The following is a 16,435-nucleotide window of genomic DNA, read 5'->3' as shown; positions in this document are numbered from 1 at the left end:
AGCAAGGGGACGGCAATGCACATGATATACACCATACGCGCGGGCGTGCTGGCGGGCGCGCTGGCGCTGGCCGGTTGCGCCGGCCTGGGCGGCAAAACTGACAGCACCGGCATGCAGATGCCGGGCAAGACGCCGGCCGATGCCGCCGTGGCCGCCACCTGGTACAACCCGCCCAGCGAATTTCCCGGCATTTGCCTGACCCAGTTCAAGGATGGCAGCCTGCGTTTCGACGGCGGCTTCGCCTTTTTCAACCCGGGCCGCTGGACGTATGACGCGGCCACGTCCGAACTAAGTCTGGCATTGGCGCCGACCCCATCATTGGAACTGTCGCACGCGCAAACGGTGCTGCACAAGAATCTGCTGAGGGTCGATGCGGCCAGGAACACGCTGGTGTACGCCGTGAAAGCCGACACGCAAGCCATCGGCCTGGGCGGCTTTGTGTTCTACCGCAACACGCCTTGTCCGGCGCGGCGCGGATAAGTGCAGGATAAGTGCAATGAAGGAATATTTAGTCGTATAATTTCAACGCAAGCTGGCTGCCGCGCAAGACTCGCAAGACTGTCTCGCGCGGCAGATTCCCCTCCAGGCAAGCTCCGATATCGCCATGGCGATGAGAGGATGGTCCGATGGATGTGCACGACGAGCATGGCATGCCGGGTATGGCGGCGCTGGCGGCGGACGCCGGGCAGCAGCCTGCGGCGGCGCCGCGCACCTTGCTGCTGGTCGATGACGAGCCCAATATCCTCGCTTCCCTCAAGCGCCTGCTGCGGCGCGATGGCTACCATATCATTACGGCCAACAGCGGCCAGGAAGGGCTGGACGTGCTGGCCAGCCATGCCGTCGACGTGATCGTGTCGGACCAGCGCATGCCGGGCATGCTGGGCGCCGACTTCCTGCGCAAGGCCAAGCTGCTGTGTCCGCAAACCATCCGCATCATGCTGTCCGGTTATACCGAGTTGCAGGCCGTCACGGACGCCGTCAACGAGGGCGCCATCTTCAAGTTTCTCACCAAGCCCTGGGAAGACCATCAACTGCGCGAGCATATCGCCGAAGCCTTTCGCCTGAAGGGCATCGACGACGACAATGTGCGCCTCAATGCGCAGCTGCGCGACGCCAACCAGGCGCTGGCGGCGGCCAATGCCGCCATGCAGGCGCTGGTGCGCCAGCAGCAGCATCAGATCAGCCGCGACGAGGTCAGCCTCGGCATCGCGCGCGAATTGCTGCAATTTCTGCCGCTGCCCGTGATCGGCCTCGATGAGGACGGCATGATCGCCTTCATCAACGCGGCGGCGGCCAACCTGTTCGAACGGGGCGCGGCCCTGCTGGGCAACGAGGCGGCGATCGTCTTGCCGCAATTGTTCGACGGGCAGGGCGCGCTTTGCCTGGCAGCCATCGATGGCCAGCCATATACCGTGGCGGTCCATCCGATGGGCCTGCATTCGCGCTCGCGCGGCAGCCTGGTCACCCTGAGTCGTCATGGAGCGGATACATGAGTGAAAGCGGACGCGAAATTTCCATGGAGCAGGCGCAGGAAGGCATGGTGCTGGCGCAGGCCTTGAACGACGCCAGCGGCGCCGTGCTGCTGGCCCAGGGCGCCACCCTGACGGCGGCGAACCTGGCGGCTTTGCGCCGGCGCAATGTGGAACGCTGCCACGTCGTCATGGATGAGGCGCCCGACCCCGCCGCGCAGGCGCACGCCGAGCAGGAACGCTTGCGCCGCCTGGAACGGCTGGCCGTGCTGTTCCGCGCCACGCCGCCCGATTCCGCCGGGGCCCAGCTGCTGGCGCTGGTGCAGCGCTACCGGCAAGGGGGCGCGGCATGACACGGCTTAGCTTTGAACATATCATCCGCCAGATACAGGAACTGCCTTCGCTGCCGGTGGTCGTGCTGGAACTGCTGTCGAGCATGGACCAGGACGACACGGACGTGCACGTGCTGGCGCAAAAGATCGAGCTGGACCAGGGCCTGGCGGCGAAGACTCTGCGCATCGCCAATTCCTCGTTCTACGGCATGCAATCGAAGGTCACCAGCATTCCGCAAGCCGTATCCGTGCTGGGCTTTCACAGCATCCGCACCGTCGTCACGGCCTGCGCCCTGACGGGCAGCTTCGCGCCGGTGAGCGGCGGCTTCGATTTCCAGGCGTTCTGGCGCCATTCGCTGGCCACGGCCATCGCCGCGCGCCTGCTGGCGCCGCACTTGCGCGTCAATCCCGAAACGGCATTCACGGCCGGCCTGCTGCACGACCTGGGCACCCTGGTGCTGGTGACGCGCTTCCCGGCCGAGCACGCGCTCGTGCGCAGCTACCGCCAGGCGCACGACTGCCAGATGGCCGAGGCGGAACTGGCCGTCATCGGCATCGATCACGCGCAGGTGGGCCGCGCCCTGGCCGCCTACTGGAAGTTTCCCGAGGCAATACAGCAGGCGGTGGCCGACCACTATGCCATCGACCGGCTGGAAGCGGGCGGCCTGCCGCTGGCCGTGCACATGGCCAATGCCGTCGCCCTGGCGCTCGATCTGGCCGGGGTCGACGATGCGCTGGTGCCGCCGCTGTCGCCGGCGGGCTGGCGCAGCGTCGCGCTGGACGAGCAGGCCTGGCTGGCGCTGCTGGCGCAAACGGAACACACCTTCGATGAAATGTCGCGGATCATGCTGGCATGAACAGGATAGAGGCCATGGAAACAGATGCAGGACAGGCGCTGCCCGCCATGCCGGAACGCCGCCAGGGCGACACCATCGCGCTGTCGGCATTTTTCGACGGCCATCCCGTGGCCACTTTCGCCATCGATACGAACCACGTGGTGACGCACTGGAACAGCGCCTGCGAACAGCTGCTGGGCTTTACGGCCGCCGAAATGGTCGGCACGCGCGACCACTGGAAGGCGTTTTATCCGCAGCCGCGCGCCTGCCTGGCCGACCTGCTGGTGGCCGACGATATCGCGCTCGGCGAAAATGACCTTTACCTTGGCAAGCTGAAGCGTTCTCCCGTGATCCCCGGCGCCTTCGAGGCCGAGGATTTCTTTGCCGATATCGGGCCCGACGGCCACTGGCTGCATTTCACGGCGGCGCCCCTGCGCGACCGCCAGGGACGCCTGGTGGGCGCCATCGAAACCCTGCGCGACGTGAGCGAGCGGCGCCTGGCGGAACTGGCGCTGCGCAAGGCGCACGACAATCTGGAACACCTGGTGGCCAAGCGCACGGCCCAGCTGGCGGAAATGAACGAACGCCTGGCCGACGATATCCGCCAGCGCCAGATCGCCGATCTGGAACTGCGCGAGCGCAACCTGGCCCTGACGGAATTGAACAGCAAGCTGTCGCTGGCCCAGCAAAAGCTGCTGCAGTCGGAAAAACTGGCGTCGATCGGCCAGCTGGCCGCCGGCGTGGCGCACGAGATCAACAATCCCATCGGCTATGTGTTTTCCAATGTCGGCACCCTGGAAGGTTATCTGGATGACCTGTTCAGCATGCTCGACGCCTACGAGGACGCCGAGCCGGCCGTCGCCGACCCCGTGGTGGCGGCGCGCCTGCGCGCGCTGCGCGAACAGATCGACCTGGACTTCCTGCGCACCGACATTCCCATGCTGATGGGCGAGTCGAAGGAAGGCATTTCGCGCGTGCGCCGCATCGTGCAGGACCTGAAGGATTTTTCGCGCACGGATGCGCACCAGGAGTGGGTCTGGGCCGACCTGCGCCAAGGCATCGATACCACGCTCAATATCGTGAACAACGAGGTCAAGTACAAGGCCGACGTGGTGCGCGAATATGGCGACATTCCCGATATCGAATGCCAGCCTTCCGAGCTGAACCAGGTGATCATGAACCTCGTCGTCAACGCGGCCCACGCCATGGGCGAGGCGCGCGGACGCATCACCCTGCGCACGGGCAGCGACAACGCCACGGAAGTGTGGATCGAGGTCGAGGACACGGGCGGCGGCATCGCGCCCGAACACCTGTCGCGCATCTTCGACCCGTTCTTTACCACCAAGGCCGTCGGCAAGGGCACGGGACTGGGCCTGTCGCTGGCCTATACGACGGTGCAGAAACACCATGGCCGCATCGACGTGCGCAGCATCATCGGCCGCGGCACCACCTTCCGCATCACCTTGCCCGTGCGCCAGGCGCAGCCCGTCACACCATGAACGAACAGGACAGCATGAGCACGAGCACGAGCACTAGTACCAGCGCCAGCGCCAGCACCGCGGCCGCGCCGCCCACCATCCTGTGCGTCGACGACGAACCGAATATCCTGTCGTCGCTGCGGCGGCTGTTCCGCCCGCACGGCTACCGCGTGCTGACGGCCGACGGCGGCGCGGCCGGCCTGGCCCTGCTCGAGAGCGAGACGGTGGACCTGGTCATTTCCGACATGCGCATGCCGCACATGGATGGCGCGCAGTTCCTGGCCCAGGTGCGCCAGCGCTGGCCCGGCACCATCCGCCTGCTGCTGACCGGCTATGCCGACATCCAGTCCATCCTCGACGCCATCAACCAGGGCGAAATCTACCGCTACGTGACCAAGCCGTGGGACGAGAACGATATCGTGCTGGTGGTGCGCCACGCGCTGGAACGGCGCGCGCTGGAGCAGGAAAAACGGCGCCTGGAAGCGCTGACGGCCAGCCAGAACGTGGAGCTGCAGGCTCTCAACGCCAGCCTGGAAGCGAAGGTGGCCACGCGCACGCAGCAGCTGAAACAGTCGCACGACGAGGTGCAGGCGGCCAACGAGCGCCTGAAAGCCACGTTCGTGACGACGATCAAGGTGTTTTCCAACCTGATCGAAATGCGCGGCGGCAAGCTGGCCGGCCATGCGCGGCGGGTGGCCGAGCTGTCGCGCAAGCTGGCGCAGGCGCTGGGCCTGGAAGGGCAGGAGGCGCGCGACGTGTTCATCGCGGCCTTGCTCAAGGATATCGGCAAGCTCAGCCTCAGCGACGACGTGCTGGAACTGCCGGCCAGCGCCTGGACGGGCGAGCAGCTGGCCGCCTTCCGCAAGCATCCGCTGCGCGCCGAACAGCTGCTGATGGCGCTCGACGAGCTGCGCGCCGTCTCCGTGATCCTGCGCTCGCAGCTGGAGCGTTTCGACGGCGGCGGCTTTCCCGATGGCCTGGTGGGCCTGGCCATTCCCATGGGCGCGCGCATCCTGGCGCTGGCGTCCGACTACGACGGCTTGCAGATCGGCGCCATGGTGCAGCGCAGCCTGCGCGCCGACGAGGCCCGCACCCTGATCTACGACAGCGTCGGCAAGCGCTACGACCCGGCCGTGGTGGCCGCTTTCCGCGGCATCATGGAGGAGACGGAGCCGCCGGCGCGCGACCTGACCGTGCTGTCGGGCCAGCTGGAACCGGGCATGGTGCTGTCGCGCGACCTAATCAGCCGCGACGGCCTGATGCTGCTGGCGGCCGAACACGTGCTGACGGCCCGCGTGATCGCCCAGCTGCTCGATTTCGAAGGCAAGAATGGCGGGCGCCTCAGCATCCGCGTGTACGCGCCCGTGAAGGACGCCTAGGCGTTCGCGGCCGCGGCGGTGGGCGGCTGCAGCGGCAGGTGCACGGTAAAGCGCGTGCCCTGGCCCACTTCCGACGCCACCTCGATGCGTCCGCCGTGCTTGTTGACGATGCCGTACGACAGCGACAGGCCCAGACCCGTGCCGCTGCCCACGGCCTTGGTGGTGAAGAACGGCTCGAAGATGCGGTTCAGGTGCTCGGGCGCGATGCCGGCGCCCGTGTCGCCGATCTCCACCCACACCCAGTCGCCCGCGTGGCCCGTGCGGATGCTGATCACGCCGTCGCTGCTGATGGCCTGGCCCGCGTTGACGAGCAGGTTCATGAACACCTGGTTCAGCTGCGAGGCCAGGCACAGGATCGGCGGCAGCTCGCCATAGTGCTTCTCGATGCGCGCCTTGTATTTCAACTCGTTGGCGACGATATTGAGGGTGCTGTCCAGGCCCGCGTGCAGGCTGGCCACTTGCCAGTCCGTCTCGCCCACGTGGGAAAAATCCTTCAGCGCCTGCACGATGTCGCGCACGCGTTTCAAGCCATCCATCGACTCGCGCACCAGGTCGCCGATGTCGTCCTGCAGGAAGGCCAGGTCGGCCTGCGCGCGCACCTGGGTCACTCTGTCGGCCAGGGCCGGGCCGTCCGGCGGCTCGCGCATCGCCGCTTCGTATTGCCCGATCACGTCGAACAGGGTGCCGACATAGCCTTGCAGCGAACTCATGTTGGAGTTGACGAAACCGATCGGGTTGTTGATTTCATGCGCGATGCCGGCCGCCAGCTGGCCGATGGACGCCATCTTTTCCGATTGCAGCAGCTGGTCGTGCGCTTCCTGCAACTTGCTGATCAGTAGTTGCTGCTCCTCGCCGCGCGCCTGCAGCATCGCTTCCATGCGCTTGCGCTCGGTGATGTCCGTGAGCGAGCCGATCACCTCGAACGGCACGCCGTGCTCGTCGCGCACCAGGCGCAGGCTGTCGTGCATCCACAGGTAGCTGCCGTCGCGCACGCGGAAACGGTATTCATAGGCGCGCGCGCCTTCGACGAAGATCTGCGCCAGGCTGGAAAAGATGCCGGGCGCATCGTCGGGGTGGATGTGGTCGAACCAGAAATTGGGATCGGCGACCATGTCCTCGGGCTGGTAGCCCAGCACGTTCAAGGCATTGTTGCTGACAAAAGTCATCTTGAAGTCGCCGCTGGGCACGGTGCAATAGATGATGGAGGGTGTATTGTCGAGCAGGTATTGCAGGCGCACGGCCGTAGCCGCCGGTGCGTCATCGCCAGGCGCCGCCCCGGCATGCCGGCCGGTATCGGGAGTGGAAAGGTCGAAATCCTCGAACTGCATCGTCACACCTCGCTGCCTGCACGGCATAGCTGTCATCCTGGCTGAATTATGCCTGATTCCGCCTGCCTTGGGCCGCCATCGGCGCGCTCAGGGAGCCGGCGGCTGCTCGACGACCGCCATGCGCCGCGCGATGCGCTGCGCCGCTTGCGTGTCGCCCGCCTGTTCGGCGCGCAGGCGCTGCACGCCCAGCCAGGCCAGCAGCGGACGGCGCCAGCCCTGGTCCGAGGCGGTGGCGACGGCCGTGTCGAGCAGCGCCGGCGTGGCACGGCCCGAGCGCAGCAGCACGCCGGCCGCCACCAGCCGCGACAGCGGGTCATCGATGGCCGCCACGGCGCTGGCGGCGGCCGTGTCGGATGCGGCGCCTGCTGCCGCCCGCTGCGCTTCCGGCAGCAGGGCGACATCGGCCCCTTGCGCCTTGCCGGCCAGGTAAGCCGCATAGGCGCGGTCGGCGTCGTTCGCGTCCGCTTGCAGCGCATCGAAGCCCGTGCAGTCCTCGAAGGCCAGGCTGGCCACGCGCGCGGCGCAGCGCAGCAGTTCGATGCGCGCCACCAGTTCGAGCTTGCCCGTGCCCGCCACCTGGCTGCGGGCGCGGCGGAATTCCGTCTGTTCGACGAGGGCGTTGCCGCCCAGGTAGGCCGCTTGAAACCGTTCGACGGAACTTTGCGCATTCATTTTCCAGTCGGGCACGGGCGGGCCGCTGGAGCAGGCGGCGAGCAAGGTGGACAGCAGGGCGGCGAGAGCGGGGCGGGACATTTTCATGGCAGTTTGATCTCCGGATTGCGCTTGAACGGCCATTTGCGGTTGATTTCATTGACCAGCTGTTCGACCTTGCGCAGATTGCTTTCCACATCGGCGCGCAGCGGGCCCAGGTCGGCCGTGGCCGCCTTGGCGTTGGCGCCCACGGCTTGCGCCTCGACCAGCACGGCGTCGACTTTTTTCAGGCTGGCGCGGGTGTCGGCCAGCAGCGCGTTCAGCTGCACGATGGTCGCTTGGGCATCCGTCATCACGCCCTTGTCGCCAAACACGCGCGTATCGGCATTGGCCACCAGACCATCCGTGCGGCGCGCCAGCTGGTCGGCAGTGACCAGCAGGGCGTTGGCCCGCTCGACCAGCAGGCGCGACTGCTTGTCGTCGCCCGTCAGCAAGCCCATGGCGCCGCCCGGGCCGCTCAGCTTGCCCGTCACGGCCTGCACATTGCGCAAGGTGCCGTCGAGCGCGGAATCGCTGCCCGTCAGGGTCGCCACGTTGTTCAGCAAATCCTTGGCGGCGGCCAGCAGGCGGGGGATTTCCGCCGCCATGTCGCCCACCAGCAAATCGCGCGTGGCGTCGTCGGGCAGCGGCGGGTCCGTCAGGATGCCGCTGTAGGCGCGCAGCTTGGCGCCGCCCACGATGCCCCGCTCCAGCGTGAAGATGGAGCTGCTGCGCAGCCAGTGCGCGTCCTTGCGCGGCACGTCGACGATGACGCGTGCGCGGCCGTCCGGCGCCAGCTCGATGCGCTGCACGCGGCCGATGGGAAAGCCGGAAAAGGTCAGGTCGGCGCCCACGCCCACGCCGTCGGAATCGTCGGCCGTCAGCACCAGGGTTTGCGTGGCTTCGAAGGCGCCGCGCGCATACATCAGGTAGACGACGGAGCCGACCACCAGCACGAACATGAAGATGAGCAGGATGGCCGCCTTCAGTTCGGCGTGGCGCACGGGCGGCGGGGCGGGCAGGACACTATCTTGCGCGAGACCGGCGGGCGCCGTGACGTCGACCTGGTCGGGATTTTGCGGTTGGCTCATGGCTTCTGGCTCTCGTATGGGTGGTTCGGGATCGCTGGCGGTGGCGGGCGGGGCATCAGTAGTAATTGCCCATCAGCGAAGCCACTTCGATCAGCAGGATGACGGAAAACAGGCGCAGCATTTCGGACAGGCCGTGCGCGGCCCACAGGCGGTTGCGCCGGCCGTGCGGGTCTTCCGGATAGTACGAGGAGGCCAGCGGGATCAGGGCCACGGCAAAGCTGAAGAAGATCACCTTGAGCATCAGGATCAGGGCCACGGCCGGATTGAAAATTTGCCCCACCACGCGCGTGTAGCCTTGCAGCGCCCACGGCGTAAAGCCATAGATCGTCAGGTAGGCGAGGATCAGCGAGGTGACGCAGCTGACGATGGCCAGCATCCACACGGCGAAGATGCCCGACATGACACGTGGAAAATATTCGCGGCGCAGCAGGTCGACGCCCTGGCGCTGCATGGTATCGAGCATGCCGGACGAGCGCATTTGCGCGAAAGCAATGCCGTCGGGCAGGGTCAGGCGCAGGGCCACGAACAGGGCGGCCGTCAGCGGTATCAATTCCAGCACCAGCACGCGCACCACCATTTCCAGCGCATAGCGCGACAGGCCGTAGCTTTGGGCGCTGACGACGACGATGCGGATCAGCACCAGGCTGACGAGCGCGCAGGCCACGCTGAACCACACAAGATTGGGCGCCGTGTTCGTCACCAGGCGGTGCGCGAGGATGGGGCGGTTGTCGCGGTTATAGCTCGATGGCGACAGGGCCAGCGAAAACACGAGGATGGCGAAATGCAGCATGCGCCACCAGCTGACCAGCCAGGCCATGGTGGCCCGGTGCAGGCGGCGCAGGCTGATGATGAGGGAGACGGATAGGGTCATCATGGCATCTTAACATCTGCCCGCCCGCCGGGCACGTCAGGCGTGCGCGCTGAAGTAGGTCGTAATAAATTATTGTGATTTCTGACTTCCATAACCGGCGCTCTGCGGCGTTACCTGCTGCTAGCAGTGCCTGCACTGCGTCGCAACGGGCGCCTTGCAGCGCATCCGGTTCTGTTCGTCATAACTTCACAATAATTTCCCACGACCTACTTACTCAAACAGGGCGAAGCCGGCCATGACGACCATCAGCACGGCGATGTATTGCATCGGAATCCAGAACAGGGTGTGGCGCTGGCGCAGGATCACGCGCTCCTGCGTGGCCGGGTCGATCAGTTCGCGTCCGGGCGCGCTGTTCAGGCGTACGCCCGCATACCAGCTGGCGGCAGCTGCCAGCAGGAAGGCCAGGGCCAGGGTCCATGTGTGGCTCTTCGTATAGGCCTCGCCCAGGGTGGCGCCAAACAGCGCTTGCGCGGCCAGTACGACGATCAAACAGATAAGGGGGCCAAGTATGCCGAAGCCTTGCCAGATAAGCATAAAAATTCTCCAGGGGGATTGAGGGATCCCGCGGCGATTGGCGGCGGCTGTGCGCGGCGGGGGAGGAATTTTATCAGATTCACAAGAGATAAAGTTTCTTTTGGGAATGATTTTTTTTGGGGATGGACTTGCGCCTAGTGCGCCGGGCCGGCCACGCTGGCAATGATGGCGTCGGCTGCCGCCCGCACGCGGGCCGAGCGGTTCAGGTCCGCGTGCATGACCAGCCACACGTCGTAGCTTTCCGCCCGCTCGGGCCAGATGCGCACGAGCTGCGGGTCGATGTCGCCTAGATGAGTCGCCAGCTCGGCCACGCCCAGGCCCGCGCGCGTGGCTTCCTGCAGCATGGCCGCCGAGTTCACTTCCATGGCGACCCGGGCGTTGGCGACGGATTCGCCGGCGATTTTCTCTGCGTGGCGCGGCGTCACGGACTGGTGGTAAATGACGATGTCGTGGCCGGCCAGCGCCGTGCCGCGCACGGGTTCGCCCCGTTCGGCCAGATAGGTTTTCGAGGCGTACAGGCCAAGGCTGCGTTTGACCAGGTGGCGCGAGATCAGGTCCGGGTCGGTGGGGCGCACGCCGCGCACGGCCAGGTCCGCCTCGCGCCGCGTCAGGCTGGCCAGCGCGGGCGCCACGTTGAGCACGATGCGGATGTCGGGGTGGGCCGCGTGCAGCCGCTGCATGGCGCGGATGACGAAATGGCTGGCCATGGTGTCCGTGGTGGCCACGCGCACCAGGCCGCTTAAACGGTTATCGACGCCCTGCATCTCGCGCTGCAGCTTGTCGGCCGCCCGCTCCATCGCTTCGGCCGCCGTCAGCGCCAGCTCGCCGGCCGGCGTGGGCACGTAGCCCGATGGCGTGCGCAGGAACAGGGTGGCGCCCAGCGAGCTTTCCAGCGCGGCCAGGCGGCGCCCGCACGTGGCCTGGTCGATGCCCAGCAGGGCGGCCGCGCCGCGCAGGGTGCCGGCCCGCCCGATGGCGAGAAAGATGCGCGCGTTATCCCAGTCCATTGTATTTTCCTTTTTTTGTGATGCATTTTTGCATCAAGATGCCGAGTTTATGCCTGTTTACTGCATCGCGCAATGCTCGCATACTGGCTGCCCCTGTACTGCAAGGAATACCATGACTGCCTCACCACCGCGCCGCGCCAACGGCTTGATCTTGCTGACCCTGGCCTTCGGCTTCGTCATGGCGATGCTCGACGTCACGGCCGTCAACGTGGCGCTGTCCGATATCGCGCTGGACTTGCATATCCCGCTGACGGGCCTGGTCTGGGTGGTCGACGGCTACACCTTGACGTTTGCCGCGCTGCTGCTGGCCGGCGGCGCGCTGGCCGACCGCTACGGGCCGAAAGCCGTGTACCAGGGCGGCCTCGGCGTCTTCCTGCTCGGCTCGGTGCTGTGCGGCGCCGCGCCCGACGGGTATTTCCTGACGGCCGCGCGCCTGCTGCAGGGGGCGGGCGCGGCCCTGTTCATGCCCAGTTCGCTCAGCCTGCTCACGCACAGTTTTGACGACGAGCGCGAACGCACGCGCATGCTGGGCGCATGGTCGGCGCTGGTGGGCGTCGCCGGTGCGTCCGGCCCCTTGATCGGCGGTATCCTCGTGCACGAGTTCGGCTGGCGCAGCGTATTCTGGGTGAACGTGCCGCTGGGCCTGCTGGCCATCGTCATGGCGCAGCTGCTCTTGGTGGCGCCGGCGCGTCAGCCGCGCGATTTGTCGCTGTTCAGCCATGCACTGGGCGTGGCGGCGCTGGCGGGCCTCAGTTTCGTGTTGATCGAAGGTCCCGTGCTGGGCTGGCTGTCTCCCGGCGTCGTGGCGGCGGGGGCATTGACCTTGCTGTCGGCCTGGCAATTGCTGCGGCGCGAGCGCAGCGGCAGCCATCCGCTGTTGCCGCGCGCGTTGTTTCACAGCAGCAGTTTTGGCGCGGCCAATGGCGTGGGTTTTTTGATCAATTTCTGCGTATTCGGCCAGCTGTTTTTATTGAGCCTGTTCCTGCAGCAGTCGGGCGGCGCCGACGCCCTGCAGTCGGGCTTGCGCCTGCTGCCCATGATGGCGGCCTATACGGTGGGCAATTTCATGGCGGGACGTATTGCGGCGCGCCATGGCACGCGTAGGCCCATGCTGGCCGGCTTGCTGGTGGGCGCCGTGATGGCCTTGCTGCTGATGGGCTTGCGTCCGGGCACGCCGTATGGCTGGCTGGCGCTGGGCACGGCTGTGATGAATGTGGCCATCGGCATCGCCATTCCCGCCATGACGGCCACCGTGATGCGGGTGGCCGGCAAGCAGCATGCGAACAGCGCGGCGGCCGCCCTGAATGCCAACCGCCAGATCGGCGCCCTGGTGGGCGTGGCCCTGATCGGCAGCATCCTGCACATGCTGCCCGAATGGTCGCTGCGCCTGCCGCTGGCCTACGCGACGATTGCCGCCGCGTATGGCCTGGCGGCGGGCCTCGTGTACCGGCATGTGCATGTGCCGAAGGCCGTGGCCGCCTGAAGCGCTATTGCAGCGTTATTGCTCGCGCGTGCTGCGCCATTCCACCAGTTCTTCGATGGTGAGGATCGGCATGCCGTGCAGTTCGGCGAAGCGTTCGATATCGTCGCCGCGCATCATGGTGCCGTCCGGGTTCATCAGCTCGCACAGCACGGCGGCCGGGTTCAGGCCCGCCATGCGCGACAGGTCGACGGAGCCTTCCGTGTGGCCACGGCGCTCGAGCACGCCGCCGGGCGCGGCGCGCAGGGGGAAGACGTGGCCGGGGCGCACCAGGTCGGCGGGCTTGGCGTCCGGCGCGATGGCGGCGCGGATGGTGGTGACCCTGTCGGCGGCCGACACGCCCGTCGTGACGCCGTCGCGCGCCTCGATGGAGACGGTAAACGGCGTGCCGTAGCGGCTGCCGTTGTCGGGCGACATGGGCGGCAATTCCAGCGCGCTGACGACATCTGTCGGCAGGCACAGGCAGACGATGCCGCTGCATTCGCGGATCAGCAAAGCCATGGTTTCGTTCGTCAATTTTTCGGCAGACAGGATCAGGTCGGCTTCGTTTTCACGGTCGAAATCGTCGAGCAGGATGACGGGGATGCCGGCGCGCATGGCGGCCAGGGCGGACTGGATGCGACCTTCCAGGTCGTTGGAAAGCAGGGTATAGCTGTTGACTAACATGGTGAAACGCTCCTCGCATAGGCGAAAAACGCTGCAGGGCAAGCGAATAGACGCAACTGGCCGCATCGCCGTGGCGACGGGACATCACACTACTGCACATCTTCTTTCATCCGGACTATACCGTCGGCCCCGGAATCACACCGGATCTGCTGACCTCGCCAAGCGGTGCCTGGAAAGCGCTCGCGGGCTTGACCGTTGCCGGTCTTACCGCCGGTGGGGAATCGCACCCCGCCCCGAAGACGTATTGTTGTGCCGGTCCACATGACCGGCGGCAATACTTTAGCACAATTGAAAAAAGCTGGCAGGACACCGTTGAGTTTGTCATTCGGCAAAGTTGCCTGGGAAAAGCGGTTTTTCCTAAGCTGTTTTTAATGGCGGAAACAGAATTTCAGTGTAAGGTATGGCTACTGAATTTTACCGTTGAGAATACATGAAGCTGAGTAAATTACGCCTGATCTCGGGCGCCGTCTTGCTGGCGTGCGCCTGCATGGCCCAGGCGGAAATCCGTTTGAGCGATCCCTTGCCGCTGGCACCAGAAGTTACCGTCGGAAAACTGCCGAACGGCTTGACCTACTACATCAAGAAAAATGCCCGTCCCGCGCAGAAAGTGGAATTGCGCCTGGTGGTGAAAGCCGGTTCCATCCTGGAAGATGACGACCAGCAAGGCCTGGCACATTTCACGGAGCACATGGCCTTCAATGGCTCCACGCATTTCAAGCGCAATGAGCTGATTTCCTATTTGCAATCGATCGGCGTGAAGTTCGGCGCCGACCTGAATGCTTACACGAGCTTCGATGAAACCGTCTACGTGTTGCCGATTCCCACGAACAAGAAGGAAAACCTGGAAAAAGGTTTTCTCGTGCTGGAAGACTGGGCGCACGGCTTGAAATTCAATCCGGCCGACATCAACAGCGAGCGCGGCATCGTGCTGGAAGAGGCGCGCCTGGGCAAGGGCGCCAGCGACCGCATGAACAAGGTGCTGTATCCGAAGCTGCTGAACGGTTCGCGCTATGCGGAACGCATGCCGATCGGCAAGGAATCCGTGTTGAAAACCTTCAAGCCGGAAGCCATCAAGCGTTTCTACAAGGATTGGTACCGTCCCGACCTGATGGCCGTGATGGTGGTCGGCGACGTGGAGCCGAAACAGGCTGAAGCGATGATACGCCAGCATTTCGGCAAGCTGAAAAACCCCGCGAAACCGCGTCCGCGCCTGTATGCGGAAGTGCCGCAGCGCTCGCAAACGGAAGCGGTGGTGATCACGGACAAGGAAGCACCGGACGACAGCGTCTTCATCCGCTACCCGATCCGCGCCGCGCAGGAGCCCGTCACCATTGCCGACTACCGCCGCCAGATGATCGAAAACCTGTATGGGCAAATGCTCAGCGCGCGCATGCAGGAATTGACGCAGCAAGCGAACCCGCCGTTCATCCAGGGCGGCAGCAGCATGGGCAAGCTGGTGCGCGGCTATGAATCGTTCAGCGCCTATGCCTTGCTGGGCAAGGGCGGCGTGCAGCCGGCCGTCGATGCGCTGGTGCAGGAAGACGAGCGGGCGCGCCGCTTCGGTTTCAGCCAGGATGAACTGGACCGCGCGCGCAAGGATATGTTGCGCAATTACGAGCGCGCGTACAGCGAACGCGACAAATCCGATTCGGCCGGCTTCGTGGCCGAGTATTCGCGCAACTTCCTGGAGCAGGAAGCCATTCCCGGCATCGCCAATGAATTGCTGTACGCGAAGGAACTCTTGCCGCAGGTAACCTTGCAGGAAATCAACGAAACGGTGGCCAAGGTGATTCCCGACCAGCAAAAGAAGCTGGTGGTCTTCATGGGCGCCGAACCGAAAGCGGGCGATGCGACGTCCAGCGTGCCGACGCAGCAGCAATTGCTCGACGCCGTGGCGAAGGCCGAGCAGCAGAAGGTCGAGCCGCGCACGGAGAAAGTGCTCGCCAGCAAGCTGATGGACGGTCCGCCGGCCGGCGGCAGCATCGTTTCGGAAAAGTTGAACAGTGCCATCGGCGTGACGGAACTGACCTTGGGCAATGGCGTGCGCGTGCTGCTCAAGCCGACGGACTTCAAGAATGACCAGGTACTGATGGGCTCGACGCGCTTCGGCGGCCAGTCGCTGTTTGGCGACGCCGACATCTACAACGCCCGCTACGCCAGCGCCGTGGTCGGCAGCATGGGTCTGAAGGATTTGGCGCCGCTGGACTTGCAAAAAGTATTGGCCGGCAAAACGGTCAATGTGGGCGCTTCGCTGGGCGAACTGAGCGAAGGCTTTGGCGGCTCGGCCAGCAGCGCCGACGTGGAAGCCATGTTGCAGCTCGTGTATTTGTATTTCAACGACGTGCGCAAGGATGCGGGCCTGTACCAGTCCTTCATCGGCAAGCAGCAGGACCTGGCGAAAAACAGCATGGCGCAGCCGGAAGCCGTGTTTTACGACGCCATCCAGCACGCCATGTATGGCGACAACCCCCGCGTCGATGGCGTGCCGCGTGCGGCCGATTTCGACAAGGTGGGCCTGGACCGCTCATTGGACATCTTCCGCCAGCGTTTTTCCAGCGCGCGCGGCATGACCTTCATCTTTGCGGGCAGCTTCGAGCTCGACAAGATCAAGCCGCTGATCGCCAGCTACCTGGGCACCTTGCCCGTGGGCGAGGTGGCGCACGCCTACCGCGACGTGGGCATGCGCCCGGTGACCGGCGTCGTCAAGAAGGATATCTATATGGGCAGCGAGCCCAAGAGTACGATTTCCATCACCTTCAATGGCGACGTCGCGTATTCGGACGAGCAAAAGCTGACCCTGCAGGCGCTGGGCGAGGTGCTGAACCTGAAAGTCATCGAAGTGCTGCGCGAAAAGATGAGCATGATCTATGGCGGCGGCTTTGAAACCTCGATGGGCCAGCATCCGTACGGTCATTATTCGGTGGCCTTGAACTTGCCGACGGGACCGGAAAACGTGGACAAGGTGATCGCCGCCGCCTTTGCCGAAATCAACAAGATGAAGGCGGACGGGCCATCCGTGGCCGACCTGGAAAAGGTCAAGCTGAACTGGATCACGCGCCAGCAGAAATCCCTGCGCGAAAACAACTACTGGATGAATCAGTTGATGGGTTCGGTGACGCAGGGGCGCGACCCCGCGCACATTCTGCGCTATGAGCAACGCGTGCGCGCCATCACGCCGCAAGCCGTCAAACTGGCGGCGCAGCGCTACCTGGACATGCACAATTATGTGCAGGTGGTGCTGTATCCGGAACGTAAAAATGTTGCAGCCAAGTAA

15 protein-coding genes and 1 riboswitch are annotated in these 16,435 nt (G+C 65.1%); of the genes, 8 read left to right on the top strand and 7 right to left on the bottom strand.

From position 1 onward, the window contains the following. Nucleotides 1-21 precede the first annotated feature (21 nt). The 6 genes from AC1RBA_RS06730 (at nt 22) to nosR (ending at nt 5,494) form a co-directional block, all read left to right on the top strand. Nucleotides 22-480, top strand: coding sequence for a hypothetical protein (locus AC1RBA_RS06730; RefSeq protein ID WP_070223944.1), 459 nt, complete (start codon nt 22-24; stop codon nt 478-480). Nucleotides 481-626: 146 nt separating this feature from the next. Then, nucleotides 627-1,493, top strand: coding sequence for a response regulator (locus tag AC1RBA_RS06725; protein WP_492417329.1), 867 nt, complete (start codon nt 627-629; stop codon nt 1,491-1,493). After that, on the top strand, nt 1,490-1,822 hold the full coding sequence (locus tag AC1RBA_RS06720; RefSeq protein WP_070223942.1) for a hypothetical protein: 333 nt from the start codon (nt 1,490-1,492) through the stop codon (nt 1,820-1,822). The genes AC1RBA_RS06725 and AC1RBA_RS06720 overlap by 4 nt, the downstream gene beginning before the upstream one ends. Then, nucleotides 1,819-2,658 carry an HDOD domain-containing protein gene (locus tag AC1RBA_RS06715; protein ID WP_492417327.1) on the top strand — a complete coding sequence of 280 codons (840 nt, stop codon included), beginning with the start codon at nt 1,819-1,821 and terminating at the stop codon, nt 2,656-2,658. Before AC1RBA_RS06720 ends, AC1RBA_RS06715 begins: the two co-directional genes overlap by 4 nt. Before the next feature lie 14 nt (nt 2,659-2,672). After that, complete coding sequence (locus tag AC1RBA_RS06710; protein ID WP_070223938.1) at nt 2,673-4,136, top strand: ATP-binding protein; 1,464 nt, start codon at nt 2,673-2,675, stop codon at nt 4,134-4,136. Next, a complete protein-coding gene (gene nosR, locus AC1RBA_RS06705) occupies nt 4,133-5,494 on the top strand; it encodes a response regulator c-di-GMP phosphodiesterase, NosR family (RefSeq protein ID WP_492417326.1) in 1,362 nt (453 codons plus the stop codon). Before AC1RBA_RS06710 ends, nosR begins: the two co-directional genes overlap by 4 nt. Here nosR and AC1RBA_RS06700 read toward each other — a convergent pair. From AC1RBA_RS06700 to AC1RBA_RS06675, 6 genes are all read right to left on the bottom strand, one after another. Continuing rightward, entirely contained in the window at nt 5,491-6,822 is a 1,332-nt protein-coding gene (locus tag AC1RBA_RS06700; RefSeq protein ID WP_492418123.1) for an ATP-binding protein, read from the bottom strand. The genes nosR and AC1RBA_RS06700 overlap by 4 nt on opposite strands. 87 nt (nt 6,823-6,909) lie before the next feature. Then, complete coding sequence (locus tag AC1RBA_RS06695; protein WP_492417325.1) at nt 6,910-7,581, bottom strand: hypothetical protein; 672 nt, start codon at nt 7,579-7,581, stop codon at nt 6,910-6,912. Then, nucleotides 7,578-8,603: an MlaD family protein gene (locus AC1RBA_RS06690; protein ID WP_070288677.1), complete on the bottom strand. Its 1,026-nt coding sequence runs from the start codon at nt 8,601-8,603 to the stop codon at nt 7,578-7,580. The genes AC1RBA_RS06695 and AC1RBA_RS06690 overlap by 4 nt, the downstream gene beginning before the upstream one ends. 55 nt (nt 8,604-8,658) lie before the next feature. After that, on the bottom strand, nt 8,659-9,474 hold the full coding sequence (locus AC1RBA_RS06685; RefSeq protein WP_070224172.1) for an MlaE family ABC transporter permease: 816 nt from the start codon (nt 9,472-9,474) through the stop codon (nt 8,659-8,661). Nucleotides 9,475-9,684: 210 nt separating this feature from the next. Next, nucleotides 9,685-10,008, bottom strand: a complete 324-nt coding sequence (locus AC1RBA_RS06680; RefSeq protein WP_070223930.1) for a hypothetical protein — start codon at nt 10,006-10,008, stop codon at nt 9,685-9,687. Nucleotides 10,009-10,142: 134 nt separating this feature from the next. After that, complete coding sequence (locus AC1RBA_RS06675) at nt 10,143-11,015, bottom strand: LysR family transcriptional regulator (protein ID WP_070288676.1); 873 nt, start codon at nt 11,013-11,015, stop codon at nt 10,143-10,145. Between the two features lie 112 nt (nt 11,016-11,127). Here AC1RBA_RS06675 and AC1RBA_RS06670 point away from each other — a divergent pair, with 112 nt between their 5' ends. Further along, nucleotides 11,128-12,498 (top strand): MFS transporter, encoded by a 1,371-nt coding sequence (locus AC1RBA_RS06670; RefSeq protein WP_492417322.1) that lies wholly within the window; start codon nt 11,128-11,130, stop codon nt 12,496-12,498. A gap of 15 nt (nt 12,499-12,513) precedes the next feature. Here AC1RBA_RS06670 and ribB read toward each other — a convergent pair whose 3' ends face one another. Continuing rightward, entirely contained in the window at nt 12,514-13,161 is a 648-nt protein-coding gene (gene ribB, locus AC1RBA_RS06665) for a 3,4-dihydroxy-2-butanone-4-phosphate synthase (RefSeq protein WP_121670015.1), read from the bottom strand. Between the two features lie 94 nt (nt 13,162-13,255). Then, nucleotides 13,256-13,406: riboswitch (FMN riboswitch) on the bottom strand. 185 nt (nt 13,407-13,591) lie between these two features. Here ribB and AC1RBA_RS06660 point away from each other — a divergent pair. Next, a complete protein-coding gene (locus AC1RBA_RS06660; RefSeq protein WP_492417320.1) occupies nt 13,592-16,435 on the top strand; it encodes a M16 family metallopeptidase in 2,844 nt (947 codons plus the stop codon).

The organism is Janthinobacterium sp. GW823-FHT03B06, from assembly GCF_058796955.1.
Note: the sequence above shows the minus strand (reverse complement) of the source record. Positions and strands in the feature narration are given on the sequence as shown.

Excerpts from the sequence above, each read along its gene's own strand:
- AC1RBA_RS06730 (WP_070223944.1), top strand. The coding sequence starts at position 22 with ATGATATACACCATACGCGCGGGCGTGCTGGCGGGCGCGCTGGCGCTG.
- AC1RBA_RS06725 (WP_492417329.1), top strand. The coding sequence starts at position 627 with ATGGATGTGCACGACGAGCATGGCATGCCGGGTATGGCGGCGCTGGCG.
- AC1RBA_RS06720 (WP_070223942.1), top strand. The coding sequence starts at position 1,490 with ATGAGTGAAAGCGGACGCGAAATTTCCATGGAGCAGGCGCAGGAAGGC.
- AC1RBA_RS06715 (WP_492417327.1), top strand. The coding sequence starts at position 1,819 with ATGACACGGCTTAGCTTTGAACATATCATCCGCCAGATACAGGAACTG.
- AC1RBA_RS06710 (WP_070223938.1), top strand. The coding sequence starts at position 2,673 with ATGGAAACAGATGCAGGACAGGCGCTGCCCGCCATGCCGGAACGCCGC.
- nosR (WP_492417326.1), top strand. The coding sequence starts at position 4,133 with ATGAACGAACAGGACAGCATGAGCACGAGCACGAGCACTAGTACCAGC.
- AC1RBA_RS06700 (WP_492418123.1), bottom strand. The coding sequence starts at position 6,822 with ATGCAGTTCGAGGATTTCGACCTTTCCACTCCCGATACCGGCCGGCAT.
- AC1RBA_RS06695 (WP_492417325.1), bottom strand. The coding sequence starts at position 7,581 with ATGAAAATGTCCCGCCCCGCTCTCGCCGCCCTGCTGTCCACCTTGCTC.
- AC1RBA_RS06690 (WP_070288677.1), bottom strand. The coding sequence starts at position 8,603 with ATGAGCCAACCGCAAAATCCCGACCAGGTCGACGTCACGGCGCCCGCC.
- AC1RBA_RS06685 (WP_070224172.1), bottom strand. The coding sequence starts at position 9,474 with ATGACCCTATCCGTCTCCCTCATCATCAGCCTGCGCCGCCTGCACCGG.
- AC1RBA_RS06680 (WP_070223930.1), bottom strand. The coding sequence starts at position 10,008 with ATGCTTATCTGGCAAGGCTTCGGCATACTTGGCCCCCTTATCTGTTTG.
- AC1RBA_RS06675 (WP_070288676.1), bottom strand. The coding sequence starts at position 11,015 with ATGGACTGGGATAACGCGCGCATCTTTCTCGCCATCGGGCGGGCCGGC.
- AC1RBA_RS06670 (WP_492417322.1), top strand. The coding sequence starts at position 11,128 with ATGACTGCCTCACCACCGCGCCGCGCCAACGGCTTGATCTTGCTGACC.
- ribB (WP_121670015.1), bottom strand. The coding sequence starts at position 13,161 with ATGTTAGTCAACAGCTATACCCTGCTTTCCAACGACCTGGAAGGTCGC.
- AC1RBA_RS06660 (WP_492417320.1), top strand. The coding sequence starts at position 13,592 with ATGAAGCTGAGTAAATTACGCCTGATCTCGGGCGCCGTCTTGCTGGCG.